14 protein-coding genes are annotated in these 16,847 nt (G+C 42.0%); 3 read left to right on the forward strand and 11 right to left on the reverse strand.

Annotated elements, in window-relative coordinates; translation table 11 throughout:
• Position 1: 1 nt before the first annotated feature.
• The 4 genes from PP2015_RS14575 to rph form a co-directional block, all read right to left on the reverse strand.
• A complete protein-coding gene (locus PP2015_RS14575; protein WP_058030999.1) occupies positions 2-625 on the reverse strand; it encodes a flavin prenyltransferase UbiX in 624 nt (207 codons plus the stop codon).
• 30 nt (positions 626-655) lie between these two features.
• Positions 656-2,023, reverse strand: coding sequence for a UDP-N-acetylmuramate:L-alanyl-gamma-D-glutamyl-meso-diaminopimelate ligase (mpl, locus tag PP2015_RS14580; protein WP_058031000.1), 1,368 nt, complete (start codon positions 2,021-2,023; stop codon positions 656-658).
• 309 nt (positions 2,024-2,332) lie between these two features.
• Positions 2,333-2,977 (reverse strand): orotate phosphoribosyltransferase, encoded by a 645-nt coding sequence (gene pyrE / locus PP2015_RS14585; RefSeq protein WP_058031001.1) that lies wholly within the window; start codon positions 2,975-2,977, stop codon positions 2,333-2,335.
• Positions 2,978-2,998: 21 nt separating this feature from the next.
• Complete coding sequence (gene rph, locus PP2015_RS14590; protein ID WP_058031002.1) at positions 2,999-3,712, reverse strand: ribonuclease PH; 714 nt, start codon at positions 3,710-3,712, stop codon at positions 2,999-3,001.
• 202 nt (positions 3,713-3,914) lie between these two features.
• On the opposite strand from rph, the gene PP2015_RS14595 reads away from it, so the two are divergent.
• Positions 3,915-4,790, forward strand: coding sequence for a YicC/YloC family endoribonuclease (locus PP2015_RS14595; protein ID WP_058031003.1), 876 nt, complete (start codon positions 3,915-3,917; stop codon positions 4,788-4,790).
• A gap of 126 nt (positions 4,791-4,916) precedes the next feature.
• On the opposite strand, the gene PP2015_RS14600 is transcribed toward PP2015_RS14595, so the two are convergent.
• Together PP2015_RS14600 and PP2015_RS21680 are read right to left on the reverse strand one after the other, a co-directional pair.
• Positions 4,917-5,234, reverse strand: a complete 318-nt coding sequence (locus PP2015_RS14600; protein WP_058031004.1) for a hypothetical protein — start codon at positions 5,232-5,234, stop codon at positions 4,917-4,919.
• A 106-nt stretch (positions 5,235-5,340) separates the two neighbouring features.
• Positions 5,341-6,159 (reverse strand): DUF2306 domain-containing protein, encoded by an 819-nt coding sequence (locus tag PP2015_RS21680; RefSeq protein ID WP_083496599.1) that lies wholly within the window; start codon positions 6,157-6,159, stop codon positions 5,341-5,343.
• 165 nt (positions 6,160-6,324) lie between these two features.
• On the opposite strand from PP2015_RS21680, the gene PP2015_RS14610 reads away from it, so the two are divergent.
• A complete protein-coding gene (locus PP2015_RS14610) occupies positions 6,325-7,557 on the forward strand; it encodes a helix-turn-helix transcriptional regulator (RefSeq protein WP_058031005.1) in 1,233 nt (410 codons plus the stop codon).
• An 85-nt stretch (positions 7,558-7,642) separates the two neighbouring features.
• On the opposite strand, the gene PP2015_RS14615 is transcribed toward PP2015_RS14610, so the two are convergent.
• The 4 genes from PP2015_RS14615 to prlC form a co-directional block, all read right to left on the reverse strand.
• Positions 7,643-9,565, reverse strand: a complete 1,923-nt coding sequence (locus PP2015_RS14615) for a methyl-accepting chemotaxis protein (protein WP_058031006.1) — start codon at positions 9,563-9,565, stop codon at positions 7,643-7,645.
• 130 nt (positions 9,566-9,695) lie between these two features.
• The gene (locus PP2015_RS14620) at positions 9,696-10,475 is read right to left on the reverse strand and encodes a class I SAM-dependent methyltransferase (protein ID WP_058031007.1); all 780 of its coding nucleotides are present in this window, start codon (positions 10,473-10,475) and stop codon (positions 9,696-9,698) included.
• Between the two features lie 92 nt (positions 10,476-10,567).
• Entirely contained in the window at positions 10,568-11,728 is a 1,161-nt protein-coding gene (locus PP2015_RS14625) for a response regulator (RefSeq protein WP_058031008.1), read from the reverse strand.
• A 280-nt stretch (positions 11,729-12,008) separates the two neighbouring features.
• Entirely contained in the window at positions 12,009-14,045 is a 2,037-nt protein-coding gene (gene prlC / locus PP2015_RS14630; RefSeq protein ID WP_058031009.1) for an oligopeptidase A, read from the reverse strand.
• Between the two features lie 177 nt (positions 14,046-14,222).
• On the opposite strand from prlC, the gene gorA reads away from it, so the two are divergent.
• Complete coding sequence (gene gorA / locus PP2015_RS14635; protein ID WP_058031010.1) at positions 14,223-15,581, forward strand: glutathione-disulfide reductase; 1,359 nt, start codon at positions 14,223-14,225, stop codon at positions 15,579-15,581.
• 93 nt (positions 15,582-15,674) lie between these two features.
• Here gorA and PP2015_RS14640 read toward each other — a convergent pair whose 3' ends face one another.
• Positions 15,675-16,751, reverse strand: a complete 1,077-nt coding sequence (locus PP2015_RS14640; RefSeq protein WP_058031011.1) for a hypothetical protein — start codon at positions 16,749-16,751, stop codon at positions 15,675-15,677.
• Between the last annotated feature and the right edge of the window lie 96 nt (positions 16,752-16,847).

Here is a 16,847-nt window from a genome sequence, read left to right on the forward strand (position 1 = left end):
GTTATTTGTGGTCTCCATAACCCCAACGTTTAGTGAGTGTATGTTCGATATGTAAGTGGTCTAAAATTCGCGCCACCATAAAGTCGACAAGGTCGTCGATCGATTCAGGTTTATGATAAAAACCCGGAGCCGCAGGCATGATGGTCACACCCATCTGACTCAGTTTGTGCATATTCTCTAAGTGAATTGAGCTAAATGGCGTTTCACGCGGCACTAAAATCAGTTGTCCACGTTCTTTGATCACCACATCAGCCGCACGTTCTAATAAGTTATCTGATGCGCCCACCGCAATAGCCGATACAGAACCTGCGCTACATGGGCAAACCACCATTTTTTTCGGTGCCGCTGAACCAGAAGCCACCGGGCTAAACCAGTTGTCTTTGCCAAATACTTTAACTTGCTCAGGCCCAGCTTTTACTAGCTCACTTAACTGTTCAGTGCATTTTTGCTCATTGCCCGACAACTTTATATTTGATTCGGTATCAAGCACCACTCGCGCTGCGCTCGAAATAAGTACATAGACTTGGTAGTTCATTGCCACCAGCACTTCGAGTAGACGAAGACCATAAGGTGCGCCCGATGCACCACTAAAAGCCAGTGTAATGGCCTCTTTATACTGTTTCATTTTTAAACCTTTAAGCTCGACGTTGGCAACCTAGCTAAATTTAGCCTGCAACGCTGCCAATAATTTTTGATGGATACCCGCAAAACCACCATTACTCATGATAAGAATATGCTGACCTGCTTGAGCGTTTGCACACACCTTCTCAATAATAGACTCAATCGTGCTATCGCACTCTCGCCCTGCTTCTTGGGCTTGGGCCTTCAGTGACCAATCTAACCCTTCAGGCTCGAATAAATACGCTTTATTCGCTTGTTCAAGTGACGCCAACAAGGTTTGTTTGTGTACGCCCATTTTCATGGTGTTAGAACGAGGCTCTAAAATAGCAACGACCTCATCACTGCCTACTTTAGCTTTTAAGCCTGCCAAAGTGGTTTTAATTGCCGTTGGGTGATGTGCAAAGTCGTCGTAAATACGAATACCTGCTACTTCACCGATCAACTCCATACGGCGTTTTGGTGATATAAACTCAGCTAAGGCATCGATGGACACCTCAACTGGAATGCCCACATGTCGCGCTGCGGCAATGGTCATCATGGCATTTTTCACATTGTGCTCCCCAATTGCATCCCACGTCACAACCCCTTGTACTTCACCATGTAAAAGCACTTCAAATTGCGAGCCGTCAGCTGAGAGTAAGTGATAGTCCCAATCGCCTTTTAAAGTTTCTTGTTCACTCCAAAAGCCGCGCTCAACCACCTCTTGTATAGGCGCATCATCCGCCGGATAAATGGCTTTGCCTTTGCCCGGTAAAGTACGAATAAGATGATGGAACTGCGTTTGAATGGCGTTTAAATCAGCAAAGATATCGGCATGATCAAATTCTAGATTGTTCATGATCAGCGTACGCGGCAGGTAATGTACAAACTTGCTGCGCTTATCAAAAAAGGCCGTGTCGTATTCGTCTGCTTCAATCACAAAAAACGGCGTGTCACTCACGCGAGCCGACACCCCAAAATTTTGTACTATGCCGCCGATTAAAAAGCCAGGGCGCAAACCTGCGTATTCTAACACCCAGGCCAACATACTCGCCGTCGTGGTTTTACCGTGTGTGCCCGCCACTGCCAATACCCAGCTGTCACGCAGTAAATGATTTTTCAGCCACTCAGGACCTGAGGTGTAATTTAAGCCTTGCTCTAACACATACTCAACACATGCATTACCACGACTCATAGCATTACCAATCACCACCATATCAGGCGCAGGGTCTAGCTGTTTAGGATCGTAACCTTGAGTGAGCTCAATACCTAATTCTTCAAGCTGAGTACTCATGGGAGGATAAACGTTTTGATCTGAGCCTGTCACTTTATAACCCAAAGACTGAGCAATGGCCGCAATACCGCCCATAAATGTGCCGCAAATACCTAAAATATGAATGTGTTTATTATTGTTGTTGCTCATAAACCAAGACCTTGGGTGAAGAATATATGGTTTGCCATATTACTTTATTTAAACTTAATGTGGGCAAAATGAATAAAAAAAATGCCAGTCTTAGACTGGCATCTTCTATCTTATATTTGTACCTATTCTCTTAAAGAAACGCATTTATAACAGCACATAGAACAGGTTCAAACTCTAAGTATTTCTTATTGTACGTAGGCGGCAAACATATGAGACCCATGAGCATAGGTTGCCTATGTGATTGGCCGGGCTGGCGACCCAGCGATATATGTGAAGCCAACACCCGTACGATACGAAAGACGACGAGTATTAGGCTACGCCGTATTGGTCTCGGTAGGCCTTAACTGCTTCTAAATGCTCGCCCATTGAGCCTTGCTCTTCTAGGTAAGTAATTAGGTCAGCAAGTTTCACGATTGATACCACTTGTGTACCAAAGTCGCGCTCAACTTCTTGAATTGCAGATAATTCCGCTTTACCTTTTTCCTGACGGTCTAGGGCAATTAAAACACCTGAAAGATCAGCACCTGCCGCAGCAATGATTTCCATTGATTCACGAATTGCGGTACCCGCTGTGATCACGTCATCAACTAACATGATACGACCTTCAAGTGGAGAACCTACTAAGCTACCGCCTTCACCGTGGGTTTTTGCTTCTTTACGGTTGAAGCAATACGGTACATCTTTGTTGTAGTGATCAGCCAGTGCAACTGCTGTCGTTGTTGCAATTGGAATACCTTTGTATGCAGGGCCAAATAGTAAGTCGTATTCAATGCCTGCATCTTCTAGTGCTGCTGCATAAAAACGACCTAAACGTGCCAAATCACGACCTGTGTTGAACAGACCCGCGTTAAAGAAATAAGGGCTAGTACGGCCAGATTTTAAAGTGAACTCACCAAACTTTAATACCTGCTTCTCTAGAGCAAATTCAATAAACTCTTTTTGATATGCTTTCATGTCAACTTAACCCTATTTAAATTATGCCAATGCTTGTTTTTGAATATCGATGATTTCGCGAATTGAATGCTTCGCCAGACCTAACAGCTCATCTAATTCTTCAAATGAGAACGGTTCGCCCTCAGCTGTGCCTTGTACTTCAATCAGCTTGCCTGTTTCAGTCATGATCACATTCATATCAGTTTCAGCTTCTGAATCTTCTAGGTATTCAAGATCAGAAATCGCTTGGCCTTTGTAAACACCAACAGAAATTGCTGCGATCATAAACTTAAGCGGGTTATTGTTGATCATGCCTTTTGCACGCATGTTAGTCAGTGCATCAACCAATGCCACACACGCACCGCTGATAGACGCCGTACGCGTACCACCGTCAGCCTGAAGTACATCACAATCAATTGTAATGGTGTTTTCGCCAAGCGCTTTTAAATCAACCGCTGCACGAAGCGCGCGCGCGATTAAGCGTTGAATTTCCATTGTGCGGCCGCCTTGCTTGCCTTTTGCAGCTTCGCGGTTATTACGCGTATGAGTAGAACGTGGCAACATACCGTATTCAGCTGTGATCCAACCTTTACCTTGGCCTTTCATAAAGCGAGGTACACCGGCTTCAACCGTTGCTGTACAAAGTACTTTTGTGTTTCCGAACTCAACCAGCACAGAGCCTTCGGCGTGCATAGTATAGTTACGGGTAAAGGTCACAGGCCTAATTTGATTTGCTGTTCTTTCACTTGGACGCATCCACGTTCCCCTATATTCAAAATTTTCAATATTATAAAGGGTCATGCGTTATCTTGCCACGGACATTTGTGTTAATTCGGGCTATAACTTACTCTCAACAAAAATGATGATTTTGTGACTGGGCAGAAATTGCACTTCAAACTGGCCTGCCCTGTAGCTATAATGCCATCGGTTTTAATTTTATGATTTTAGGAATCTTTACATGATCCACAGTATGACCGCCTACGCACGCCGAGAAGTTAAAGGTGAATGGGGCACAGGGGTTTGGGAAATCCGCTCAGTTAATCAGCGTTACCTAGAAACCTTTATCCGAGCACCTGAACAATTTCGCGGTATGGAGCCGGTAATACGCGAACGCCTTCGCAAGCACCTACAACGCGGCAAGGTTGAAGTATTCTTAAAGTTTGCTGCCAACCCAGCCCATGTTGGCGAATTGTCTATCAACGAGACTCTGGCACAACAGCTAATTAAAAGTGCCCAGTGGGTTCAATCACAAAGCAATGGCGACCAAGCGGTAAGTACCATCAACCCAGTTGATATTTTACGTTGGCCGGGCGTGATGGAAGCCGAAGAAATCGATTTAGACACAGTAAACAGCGAGCTGCTTGCTGGTTTTGATTTACTGGTTGAAGATTTCAAAGCGGCGCGTGCAAGTGAAGGTGAAAACCTTGAAACCATGATCACGACACGCCTTGATGCCATCATCGAGCAAGTGACGATTGTTGAGGGTCATATGCCAGAAGTGGCTAAATGGCAGCGCGACAAACTAACCAGCCGTTTAGATGAACTTAAAACAGACATCGACGAAGGCCGCCTTGAGCAAGAACTTATTTACCTTGCGCAAAAACAAGACGTCGCTGAAGAGCTAGACCGTTTGAAGTCTCACGTTAAAGAAACAAATAAAATCTTAAAGAAAGGTGGCGCATGTGGTCGTCGCTTAGACTTTATGATGCAAGAGTTTAACCGTGAATCAAACACCCTAGCGTCAAAATCAATCAACACTGAGATCACCAATGCAGCGGTTGAACTTAAAGTGTTAATTGAACAGATGCGCGAGCAGATCCAGAATATTGAGTAACGCTGTAATATTTTCAGCATATTACATAAAAGCCCAGATTATCTGGGCTTTTTAGTCTTCTTCAGTTATAAATTAGTACTAATCGAATAAAACTCGTTTTAAATTCTAAAATCTGGATTCTAGAAATTAATTTACGATGTCAATTAAAGTACTAAAACCAGTGTCTAAATCATGACACTTCGTTGACCTCAACTCACCATTATCGATCTTAAAACGCACCGTCTCTTTATTTGCCATTGCAATATATGCTCGGCCAAGTAACTCATAACGGCGAGAGTGGTTTGCCTTTAATTTTGCGGTATCTTCGTATTCAAACCAAATCCACACATCATTGTTTGGTTGAACTGTAATTGAGTCAATTTTATCTTCGCAAGTGACTACTTTTGCTTGTACAGAAGTTATAGAAACCAAGCATAGCGCTAAAGTTAATGCTAGTTTTTTCATTGCTTTTATCCTTAAATTAAAAAAACATGCTGAAAATCAGCGCTGAATATACTCAATAACTTTAGTGACAAAACAACTATAAATTTATTAAACAATATTCGCAGTTTTACTTAAGCTGAGTGACATCTTTCACATTTTCTACAGATAAATGAAAGCACTTTTTATTAGCCAATAACACCTCTACCACCAACACATTTAAAGCTAATCCAATCAAACGATCGTAGTCGTGCAAAATGCTAATTGCTAGCTCTCCCATCGGGCTCTCAACATCGATAAACAAACTTAAAATTACTTCTAAAAATAGTGGTGTCACTACAGCTAAGGTGATTGCGACGGCACGTGTCATCCATACCTTATGGACGACGATGTTTTTCTTCATTGCAAACACAATAGCTGTAATGAAGCTAATACAAATAGCGATAGCCACAATCACCAAGGATATAAAACGCGCACCTAAGTCTGTTGGTGAAAATACTAGGTGCATCCATACGCCAGATATTGCCATTAGGCACGCAGACACAACGGCCAAGCGCCCCATTACTCTGTGCATCTTAGGTCGAGTTACGCGTAATCGAGTCGAGAACTGAGTGGGTAATGAAAAGAAGAAAACAATACCGCTTACCCCATGCACCAAAATGGCTGCTGGGAGTTCAAAGTAACGGGCATTAATCAAACCTGATGCTTCGGCGATTGCATCTGGGCCGAGTAAGACCAGTGCGACAATAAAAACTGCTGGTATAGCGGGCAGACCAATTAAAAAGAACAATAGGCTGACTACTTTCCAGTTAGTTGGGCTTGTTTTGTGATTACTTTTTTCCTGACTACCGTGTATTACGTTTGAATTACTTGATGGTGACGCGACCTCACAGTTTGGGTTTGCTAGCTGCGGGTCTCGTTGATTTTTATTTGCAGTGATTAAGTTCATAACATTGCCTTGTTTCTCGTTTTGCTTGAGACAATCTTGTAATATCAATGCTAGTGTGTCGTTCTGGCCTATTGATTAAGACCATTTTTGAACTTCGCCTAACCAATAGAACACCATAAGAATAAAACTAACCAACTGTAAAGTAAGGATAAAAAGGATTACCATATGCCAGCAGCTGATTTAAATTTACTGGCAATTAATATTGCGACTTTGAGCGTGTTATTCTTTAGCGCAAATTTACTGGTTGTCCGAGCCGACAAAAATCACACTTATTTTCCGCTTGCTTTGAGTTTTATTGGCGTCGCAATTGTCATTTGTCAGCCAAGTTTAAAGGCTCTTGCGCCCGCTTTACAGCTTTCAACCTTAACACTGGCATTACCCGCTTTATTACTGATCGCGCCCTGCTTTTGGCTATATGCAAAAGGCTTAACACACAATGCACCTTGGCGATTTGAAAAAGCCGATGCACGGCATTTAGTTCTACCAGGGCTTGGGTTATTGATTAGCCTTATCACCTTTTTGCTACCCGCTGAGATTCATTACAACCTGCTTGGTAAGGGCGACATGGCGATACTCGAACAGACACCAGCACTGTTTAGAAACTTTATCTACGGATTGCTGATTACCACTTTTGTGCTGGTTTTGGGCTGGATTGCACAGTCGGCGTTTTATCTGATTAAAATCATCAAGCGTCTACAGCACTATAGAACCCAATTGAAACAGGTATTTGCTTCGACCGAAACTAAAGAGATCAGGTGGCTTAGTGGTTTACTGCTGTTTATAGGCATTGCTTGGGCTTTCGCTGCAATCAATTTATTACTCGATAATTTGTTTATCACCAGCGAATATATTCAAGATATTTTTCAGTCTGTTTTGCTCATTACGGTTTGCTTTGTCGCCACTTGGGGATTAAGACAAAAACCAGGATTTGAAGAACTGTTTTCTACTGAAGCAATGGGGTTTGATCAAGAAGGATCTTTAGTAACGAATAATAAAAGCAACCACGTTGAAAGCCCTGATACTGCTGATTCTGAAAAATACAAACGCTCTGCACTCACTATAGAGATGGCAGAAAACATCGCACAGAAACTGGAAGCTGCAATGACCTCAGAACAACTTTATTTAGATGCGAACCTCTCTTTACCAAAACTTGCCAAACACATTCATACGTCGCCTAACTATATTTCACAAACATTAAATGAAAACTTAGCGACCAACTTTTTTGATTATGTGAATCATAAACGCATTGTGGCGGCACAAAAGCTACTGCTAGAGTCAGAACTAACGGTTTTAGATATTGCCATGCAAGTGGGCTTTAATTCTAAATCAGCGTTCTATAGTGCATTTAAAAAACATACTCGCTATACGCCAAGCGAGTTTAAAAAGCGCGGTATTTAAAGCACCTAGATAAACCAATAAATATAAAACAGACATAAAAAACCGAGCTTAACTCTGCTCGGCTTTTGTCTTCCCGTTAATCGTATTACAAACCTAATGTTTGTCTTACTTGCACCATTTGTTGCTGTAGCTCAGCTTGAATATCGTTAACTTGCTGACTAGAGCTATTCACTTGGTCTTTCATGCTCAACATTGCTTGACTAAAGTCGTCTACTAAACCGCTTTGCTGCTGCGCAAGCTCCATGGCATGGCTCGCAACTTGGTTAGCTGTTTGCGCACTTTCAGCAACCCCTTCGGAGTTACGTTTTAATTCTTGCGCGTGCCCTGTTTGTGCTTGTGCGTCTTGTGATAACGCGCCCATTTGCTCTGATACTTTCTTAGAGTTTTCGCCTAAGGTATTCAACTGCTCATGAATATCAGACAATGAATCTTGTGTTTGCTGCGCCAGTTTTCTTACCTCATCAGCAACAACGGCAAAGCCACGACCATGCTCGCCCGCTCGCGCCGATTCAATGGCCGCATTCAGTGCTAATAAATTGGTTTGCTCTGCAATGGTGCGGATCATTTCAACTACAGTGCCCACATCAGACACACCTTTTAATAACTCATTTAAACTATCTTGCCCTTGCTCTACGCGCTGCTCAGTTGAAGAGCTGGCTTCTAGCATGGCATCAGCAAACTGCACGCTTTGTGACATAGCTTCGAAGGTGCTATTAGCATTATCAGACACCTGAGTGTTAATATCGTTGGCTTGCTCCCCCAAGTCTTTAATATTGTGCAGCAACCCCTGAGTTTGCTCTACTTGGTTGTAGGTGTTTTCTGACTGCTGACTTATTTGCGATAGGTTTTGACTCATCTGGGCCATAAACTCATTTACAAGCGATAGCATTTCTTGACGCTCTTGCGCTTCAAGTTGCTGACGTTGAATGAGCTGGTTAAAGTAACCGGCTATTTCACCGACTTCTGTGTTCGGATTTTTACTGTGGATCTGTTTCATTTCATTTGAATTAATCAAATCAGCAAAACCATCTCTAAGCTGTCGCAATGGGTTAAGTACTTGGCTCAGCTGTACAAAGTACACACCTGCAGCAAGTAAAATCAACAAACCAATCGCTACACTAAATAGTATTAGCACATTCTTTTTTAAGGCATCTTGACTGGCTTTTAAATCGTTTTCTGCTGATAGAACAATATCAATTAAAGTTTGAATATCACTACGGAGCGCCTTAATACCCGCTTGTCGTGATTGAGATTGCGTTAGAGTGTTCTGCACATCTTTACCAAAACGGTTAGCCCAACTACTTAATTCTGACTTTATTTCATCTGCTAAGTCTTCTGCCTCTTCACCAAAAAATAACGCATCTTCATCAACTTCGCTCATGACCCCTAAGTTGTCTAAGCGTTCAATTTTGTTGGCGATTGATTGCAATGTAGCTATGCTGTTTTGCAAGCTTGTTTGCGTATTCTCATTTGGGTTTATAGATAGGTGGTATGTAAAAATACTTAACTGATTTACTTCTTGAAAATAATCAGACGCCAGTGCGTAATATTGAACTTTTATGGGGTTATCATCGGCTTTTGAAGCGTAGCTCATGAGTGAAGACGCAGACCCACTCATTTGCCTTAGTGCATTATCAAGTAACGCCATTTCATTACCCGATAGCTTACCAATCGCGCGATACTTGCCATTAATATCTGTATCGAGGGCATCTAACTTGGTATGCATAGTGTTTGCGAGGTCACTTGGTAGTTGACTGATATGCGCTTGTTTGAGCTTTTTAATGATCTCAGAAGACTGAGTTAAATACTGGCTGTCTCCAGTACTGAGGTAGCTTTCGATACTGCCCGATAACTCCACCAGCACAGCGTTTTTAAGTTGGTTATATCCGGAATTCTGCTGATCTAGTGTACTTAGGAGATTCGACGCCCAAAATAACACGCCAGCTAAGAAAAAACTTGCCGAAGCCAGCAGGATTGCTAACCATCGAGTAAAAGCAGAAACACGCATAACACCCCCTTTGTTTCAAATTTCGGCGCTAGCGTATTACTCTTTTATGACAGTTTGATGTAATTTGTTCAACAAGAATGCATAACTAAAAAAAGCATACTTTTTACCTACATAGGTTAGAGTTTGGGCTCTATTTCATTGCTGCTTTGACATAGACATCGAAGCGGTTTTTCTTCGTTGTTATTTGCATACTTGGTTTTTGTTCATCGAGGAAAGGAGCATAATCAGGTCGTTTGACAGCTACGCGTTTGCTCGCTAATTGCATGGCAAACTCAAGTAAGGCGTCTGCATCATGATCGTCCCCAACTAAGGATTGGAATACACGCATTTCTTTTTTTACCAATGCCGATTTTTCTCTATGTGGGAACATTGGGTCCAAATAAACCACATCAGGTTCAACCTCTGTGCTATTCAAAAGATCATGACTTGAACCAAACGCCATGCCTACTTGTGCCTTCATCCAGTCACCAATTTCAGCGTCTTGATAAGCGCGTTGCAAACCATCATAAAGTAATGCCGCCACCACAGGATGACGCTCATGCATGGTAACTTTACAACCAAGTGCAGCCAATACAAAGGCATCTCTGCCTAGTCCTGCTGTTGCATCAAGCACATGTGGTACCGCCCCCTTATTCAAGCCTACCGCTTTGGCAATTGCTTGACCTTTACCACCACCAAATTTGCGTCGATGTGCACTGGCACCTGTCACAAAGTCTACCCGAATAGCACCTAGCTTTGGTTCATCACTTTTAAAAAGCTGTAGTCCATGCTCATCAAACTGCAGTTTAAATAAAGCTTTGTTAGGTACACCATCAGCATTTTGTTGCTCTGCCCAATTGACTAATTCAAAGCGTTTTTCTAATTCATCAAGATAAGGACGGTTTTCAGAATAGGGGGTGTGGATTAGCAAGGGCAAACTCCTTATAGAACAGCTTGCCCATTATAACGTTGAAACGGTTATTTATACCAACGCTCTGTAATACTTAATTTGAAAGGTAAGTATTAAAACAGCTCAATATCATCTTGAGAGGCGACTTGCTCTTCGGTCCAAGGTTGATTAAGTTTATTCAAACTAGTCTGCAGTGCTTCTCTAGTTTCAGTTACTAGAACCAGTTTTTGCTTTACCAACTCTAACTCTTCATTCAAGAATGCAAAGTGTTGGTAAAATTCAGCGAGCTGCTCAGGACTTGTAATGCTGGATAGCTTTTCTGGGTGCTCGTTTGCATGCTCTAACAGCTTTTTAAAGTTCTCTGATTGTGTGCTGTGATGCATATCTAAAAAAACTAATTGTTGAGCGATGTCATCACATACTTGTCCAATCTGATTTATTTGAATGAGTGCCTGATCGCTTTCTTCCATATCTTGGATCTTGGCATTCGTCGCCTCTAAAATATGCGGTAATAAATCTTTGTAGCGACCATACATACCTGGATCGTCTGTTGGCATATTCTTAATAAGCAAAGAGACTTTAGGGTAGTTAATAATAGTTCGACGGCCAAAGTCTACAAAGCGATTTCCACCACGGTTTTGTTCTAAAAGCTCTTGCTCTATCGGTTGAATAGCCCCTTCAGCCGATTTAAATACTTCACCCTGCTCGTGCCAAAATGCGACGGCTACTTCAAGTTGCAGCGGAATAAAAAACTCAAAGAAAAAATTAGATAAGCTATCTAAGTCATGTGCGTGATATGACTGACCTACATAACGCATTATGCGACCCATATCTCCAGAGTCTGTCATCGCGATTTCTGCAGTAATCTGGGCCTGTTCCATATCCTGTTTTAAACGCTGAGAGACTTGGCGATACTCATCAAGTACATTAATTCTGGCTAGTAGCTCTTCTTTATTAAAAGGTTTGACAATATAGTCAGCCGCACCAGAGTTATAACCACGCATGCGCTCCGAAATATCAGTGCGTGATGATAAAAACATCACTGGAATTGCGTTTGTTTCTGAAGATTTTTTTAACTTTTCACATACTTCGAAGCCATTCATACCAGGCATTTCGACATCAAGAAGAATAATATCAGGTTGATATTTAAGGGCTAACCGTAATCCTTCGTCGCCATTTTTAGCTCGGATCAATTTACAGCTTTCAGCCAACGCGTCTTCGATGATCTTATGCACTAACTTGTCGTCATCGATAGCCAGCACCAGTCTGCTCATACCATTTCCCTTAATAAATCATGTCTTTAAATAGCATAGCTTGAGTTAATAATTTTGCGAACCCCAAAAAGCACAAAAGCGCCCTAAGACGCTTTTATTTTCATAACTGCATCAAACTATGTGCAATTATTACGCAACTTTTGCTTTAAGTACTCGCGAATGAATGAGCAGGCAAAGCTTTACCCTATTCTTTTAGCAATTAAACATGACATAAAGCCAAGCCTACAATTTCAGTTTTGTAAGGCAAACACAGGGTTTTAGAGCCAGCACTCGGACAATCTTACGCGATTCCACTGTGACGAAGTAGTGCGTCAACTTGTGGCTCTCTTCCTCTAAAGCGTTTGAATAATTCCATTGGCGCTTCTGAACCGCCTTTCTCTAGAATATTTTGCATAAAGTCTTGACCAGTTTGTGGGTTAAACACGCCTTCTTCTTCAAAACGAGAAAACGCGTCTGCCGATAAAACCTCCGCCCACTTGTAAGAGTAATAGCCCGCGCTATAGCCACCAGCGAAAATATGACTAAAGCCATGTTGAAAACGATTAAACTCAGGTGCTTTAACAACGGCTGTACGCTTACGTACTTCATTTAAAATAGACTGAATTTGACAACCTTCTTCGGCCTTAAAATCAGCATGAATATGGAAATCAAATAAACTGAACTCTAATTGACGTAACATCTGCATTGCTGATTGGAAGTTTTTGGCCGCCAATAGTTTATCAAGTAACTCTTTAGGTAATGGCTCGCCCGTTTCGAAGTGACCAGAGATAAAGCTTAGCGCTTCTTCTTCGTAGCACCAATTTTCTAAGAACTGACTTGGTAGCTCAACTGCATCCCACGCCACCCCATTAATACCCGCCACCGCTGAAGCGTCGATTTGCGTCAACATGTGGTGAATGCCATGACCGAACTCGTGGAATAAAGTGGTCACCTCGTTGTGGGTAAACAAAGCAGGCTTGTCGCCTACGGCTTTATTGAAGTTACATACTAAGTACGCAACAGGTGTTTGCAGCTCGCCATTGGCGCGAATTTTACGACCCATGCAGTCATCCATCCACGCACCACCGCGTTTGTGCTCGCGCGCATACAAATCTAGGTAGAAGTGACCACGAAGTTCATCATTTTTATCGTGCACAGCAAAAAAGCGAACATCTTCATGATAAGTATCAAAATCAGAAAGCTCAGTGACTTTAATGCCAAATAGCTTATTAACTGTGGTGAATAAGCCTTTTAAAACCGTATCTGCAGGGAAATAAGGACGTAACTGCTCGTCAGAAATAGCATACTTAGCTTGCTTTAACTTCTCGCCAAAGTAACCGTAATCCCATGCTTGTAAGTCTGTCATTTGATATTCAGACTCAGCAAAAGCTTGTAGCTCTTTTATCTCTTGCTCAGCTTGTGGTTTAGACTTAGCCGCTAAATCATTTAAAAACTCAAAAACCTGCGCCGGACTTTCGGCCATTTTTGTCGCCAATGATTTATCTGCAAAGCTGTCAAAACCAAGCAGCTGAGCTAATTCATGACGTAACTTTAGCTCTTCAGCCATAATCTCTGAATTATCGAACTCACCGGCATTCGGGCCTTGATCTGATGCGCGTGTACAAAATGCACGATACATTTCTTCACGTAACTCACGGTTATCAGCGTAAGTCATTACAGGAAGGTAAGACGGAATATCTAAAGTAAACACCCAACCTTCAAGCTCTTTGCTTTGCGCCGTATGCGCCGCTAACGCAATCGCCGACTCAGGCAAGCCGGCAAGTTCGCTTTCATCTGTGATATGTTTTTGCCATGCTTGTGTTGCATCCATCACATTATTACCAAATTTTGCAGCAAGCTCTGATAAACGCGCTGAAATTTCGCCATAACGCTTTTGTTTATCACTATCTAACGCAATACCCGACAAAGTGAAATCACGTAACGCGTTATTAATTGAGGTCTGCTGGGCAATGCTCAGGGATGCAAATTCTTCTGAGTCTTTTAACGCTTTATAAGCTTCATATAAACCCTGGTGCTGGCCCACATAGGTTGAGTATTCTGAAATAAGTGGCAAGCATTCATCATAAGCTGTACGTAAACCTTCAGAGTTAACTACTGAGTGCATATGCGATACTGGCGACCACATACGAGAAAGCTTGTCATCCGCCTCTTCAAGTGGCACTACCAGCCCTTGCCAAGTGAATGCTTGTTGTGCCAATACTTCGTCGATGGTTTTACGACAATGTTCAATTGCAGCTTTTAATGCTGGCACTACATGCTCTGGCTTAATTTTCGAAAATGGAGGCAAACCTTCAAGACCGATCAGTGGGTTACTCATAAATGCTCTTTCCTTTAATCTGTTCTTATAAAATATGCGCTTTCGTCATATATTTACCGTATTAACATTGAAATTGGGGCAAATGCCGCAATTACAAGTTAGACTGAAATATTCTTGATACTTCGCCTTTCTATTACTGAAAGCTTAGAACATAAAACCAATTTTTAAGGAGTTTTTATGGCTCAACATTTTGATTATATTGCCATTGGTGGTGGTAGCGGTGGTATTGCATCGGCTAACCGTGCGGCAATGCGTGGCGCAAAAGTCGCTTTAATTGAAGCTAAACACATGGGCGGTACTTGTGTAAATGTGGGTTGCGTACCAAAAAAAGTGATGTGGCACGGTGCACAAGTCGCTGAAGCAATTAAGCTTTACGCACCAGATTACGGCTTTGATGTTGAACTTAAAAACTTCGATTGGGCTAAGTTAGTAGAAAGCCGCGAAGCCTATATTGGCCGTATTCATAAAGGTTATGAAGGTTATTTAGCAAAAAATGGCGTAACCGTGATCAACGGTTTTGCTAAATTCGTTGATAACAAAACCATCGAAGTGAACGGTGAGCACTATACGGCTGATCATATTTCTATCGCGGTAGGTGGCCGTCCTTCGATTCCAAATATTCCAGGTGCTGAGTACGGTATCGACTCAAACGGCTTCTTCGAATTAGACGAGCAACCACGCCGTGTGGCAGTAATTGGCGCAGGTTATATTGCTGTAGAACTTGCAGGTGTTTTAAATAGCCTTGGTACTGAAACACATCTTTTTGTTCGTAAACATGCACCACTTCGTAGCTTCGACCCTTTAGTTGTTGAAACGCTCACTGAAGTGATGGAAAAAGAAGGCCCTACACTTCATACCAACGCCACACCAAAAGCGCTGACAAAAGAAACTGATGGCTCTGTAACCTTGCATTTAGAAAATGGTGACAGCCATACGGTTGATCAAGTCATTTGGGCAATTGGCCGTGAACCTGTTACTGATTTAATCAATCTACAAGCCACTGATGTTGAAACCAATGAACGTGGTTTTATTAAAACAGATGAATACCAAAACACGTCTGTACCGGGGATCTATGCTCTGGGCGACATTATGGAAGGTGGCATTGAACTGACGCCAGTGGCTGTAAAAGCAGGCCGCATGCTAGCTGAGCGTTTATTTAACCCAGAATTACCTGATGCCAAAATGGATTATGAACTAGTACCAACAGTAGTATTTAGCCACCCGCCTATCGGCACAATCGGCTTAACTGAGCCACAAGCGATCGCACAGTACGGTGAAGAAAATGTGAAAGTATACACTTCTACGTTTGCTGCTATGTACACCGCTGTGACGCAACATCGTCAGCCTTGTAAAATGAAATTAGTTTGTGTGGGTGAAGACGAGAAAATCGTTGGTTTACACGGTATTGGTTTTGCGGTTGACGAAATGATCCAAGGTTTTGCTGTAGCAATGAAGATGGGCGCGACTAAAGCAGACTTTGATTCTGTTGTGGCGATACACCCAACGGGTTCTGAAGAGTTTGTGACCATGAGATAGACACTGCCAGTTATGACGAACTGGTAGGCGTCGACTTTATGTCACGCACAAAAAAGCGCTGGGTAAACCAGCGCCTATAAATCAACATAAAACCTACCAAGCAAACTTGCCGCTGAATCCAACTCGTATTGCCAATGCATCATTAGGGTTAAATTGATCTAAGCCCAACTGCCAATCTATAGATTCACCTTGATATTTTATATCTACTACTTTATTGACAGGATCGATTAATAACCCCCATGCACCTTCACTCACTCCTAGCTGAGTGAACTGCCTATCACCCTGTTTAAAGGTATTTAGGTGATACACAAAAGGACCTTTTGCATAATCTAGCCCTAGCTGTATTTGTTTATTTAAATCAAACTCAAAGCTTTGCTCTTTTTCTATGCCTTTAAGTAAAGGCCTAAAACTACTGAAACCAACATTATCAACAAAGCTACCCTTGGTATTAATATCAGCTTTGGTATACCCCACACCTGTAACTTCAAAGCGATTTATTAAATCAACAAATTCGCCATATAACATCATGGTGTCAGACAGTTTATAAGTAAAAGCTATATCGAGTGAATATCCATCACCAGAAGTTTGCCAGCCTCCCTCACTATTAGGACGCTTTAAGAAGTTATTGTCAGTATAAAACTCTTCAAACTCGAGATTACCTAACAATTGCAAGTCTTCTTTGCCTGAGATCGTACCACTCACATTCGAGTGACGCAGATAATTTAATTGCCAATAGTTAGCTTGTATAGAGATAGCTAGCTGACCAATTTGCTCTTGATACTCAACGCCTAATCCACGATTTCGTGATCCAACAAGCTCTATCTCAACATCATATTCGTCGTATGAGGTAAGCGGCAATTCATTTTGTTCTTGATAATACCCTAATGCCGTATGTGGATTGGTAACTAGATGGTAATCAATGCGCTGCATAATGTGCCAACGAAGACTCGACAATGACTGGTATTGATATGCTATGCCAACTCTTGATTGTGAAAAGCCCATGCTGGCATCGCTTTGAGGACCTTGTTGCCATTCATCATCGGCAATTTGCAATACAGGAGCTATATCTGTGAAGCTATTTGAAGTTAAATAAAACTCAATTTCATGCTGATTTGCCAAACTGCTGGTCGATATTAAAAGTGCCGCGCTTAAACAGGCTTTTTTTATCATTATTACTGTCCATAACTTTTATTTAATAACTAGGCCGTAAAGATAGGTATAAAAAAGGCCAGCAAAAACTGGCCTTTTCTGCACTAAGTTAGTGTG

It is taken from the genome of Pseudoalteromonas phenolica, assembly GCF_001444405.1.
Classification (GTDB): domain Bacteria; phylum Pseudomonadota; class Gammaproteobacteria; order Enterobacterales; family Alteromonadaceae; genus Pseudoalteromonas; species Pseudoalteromonas phenolica.

Excerpts from the sequence above, each read along its gene's own strand:
- PP2015_RS14575 (WP_058030999.1), bottom strand. The coding sequence starts at position 625 with ATGAAACAGTATAAAGAGGCCATTACACTGGCTTTTAGTGGTGCATCG.
- mpl (WP_058031000.1), bottom strand. The coding sequence starts at position 2,023 with ATGAGCAACAACAATAATAAACACATTCATATTTTAGGTATTTGCGGC.
- pyrE (WP_058031001.1), bottom strand. The coding sequence starts at position 2,977 with ATGAAAGCATATCAAAAAGAGTTTATTGAATTTGCTCTAGAGAAGCAG.
- rph (WP_058031002.1), bottom strand. The coding sequence starts at position 3,712 with ATGCGTCCAAGTGAAAGAACAGCAAATCAAATTAGGCCTGTGACCTTT.
- PP2015_RS14595 (WP_058031003.1), top strand. The coding sequence starts at position 3,915 with ATGATCCACAGTATGACCGCCTACGCACGCCGAGAAGTTAAAGGTGAA.
- PP2015_RS14600 (WP_058031004.1), bottom strand. The coding sequence starts at position 5,234 with ATGAAAAAACTAGCATTAACTTTAGCGCTATGCTTGGTTTCTATAACT.
- PP2015_RS21680 (WP_083496599.1), bottom strand. The coding sequence starts at position 6,159 with ATGAACTTAATCACTGCAAATAAAAATCAACGAGACCCGCAGCTAGCA.
- PP2015_RS14610 (WP_058031005.1), top strand. The coding sequence starts at position 6,325 with ATGCCAGCAGCTGATTTAAATTTACTGGCAATTAATATTGCGACTTTG.
- PP2015_RS14615 (WP_058031006.1), bottom strand. The coding sequence starts at position 9,565 with ATGCGTGTTTCTGCTTTTACTCGATGGTTAGCAATCCTGCTGGCTTCG.
- PP2015_RS14625 (WP_058031008.1), bottom strand. The coding sequence starts at position 11,728 with ATGAGCAGACTGGTGCTGGCTATCGATGACGACAAGTTAGTGCATAAG.
- prlC (WP_058031009.1), bottom strand. The coding sequence starts at position 14,045 with ATGAGTAACCCACTGATCGGTCTTGAAGGTTTGCCTCCATTTTCGAAA.
- gorA (WP_058031010.1), top strand. The coding sequence starts at position 14,223 with ATGGCTCAACATTTTGATTATATTGCCATTGGTGGTGGTAGCGGTGGT.
- PP2015_RS14640 (WP_058031011.1), bottom strand. The coding sequence starts at position 16,751 with ATGATAAAAAAAGCCTGTTTAAGCGCGGCACTTTTAATATCGACCAGC.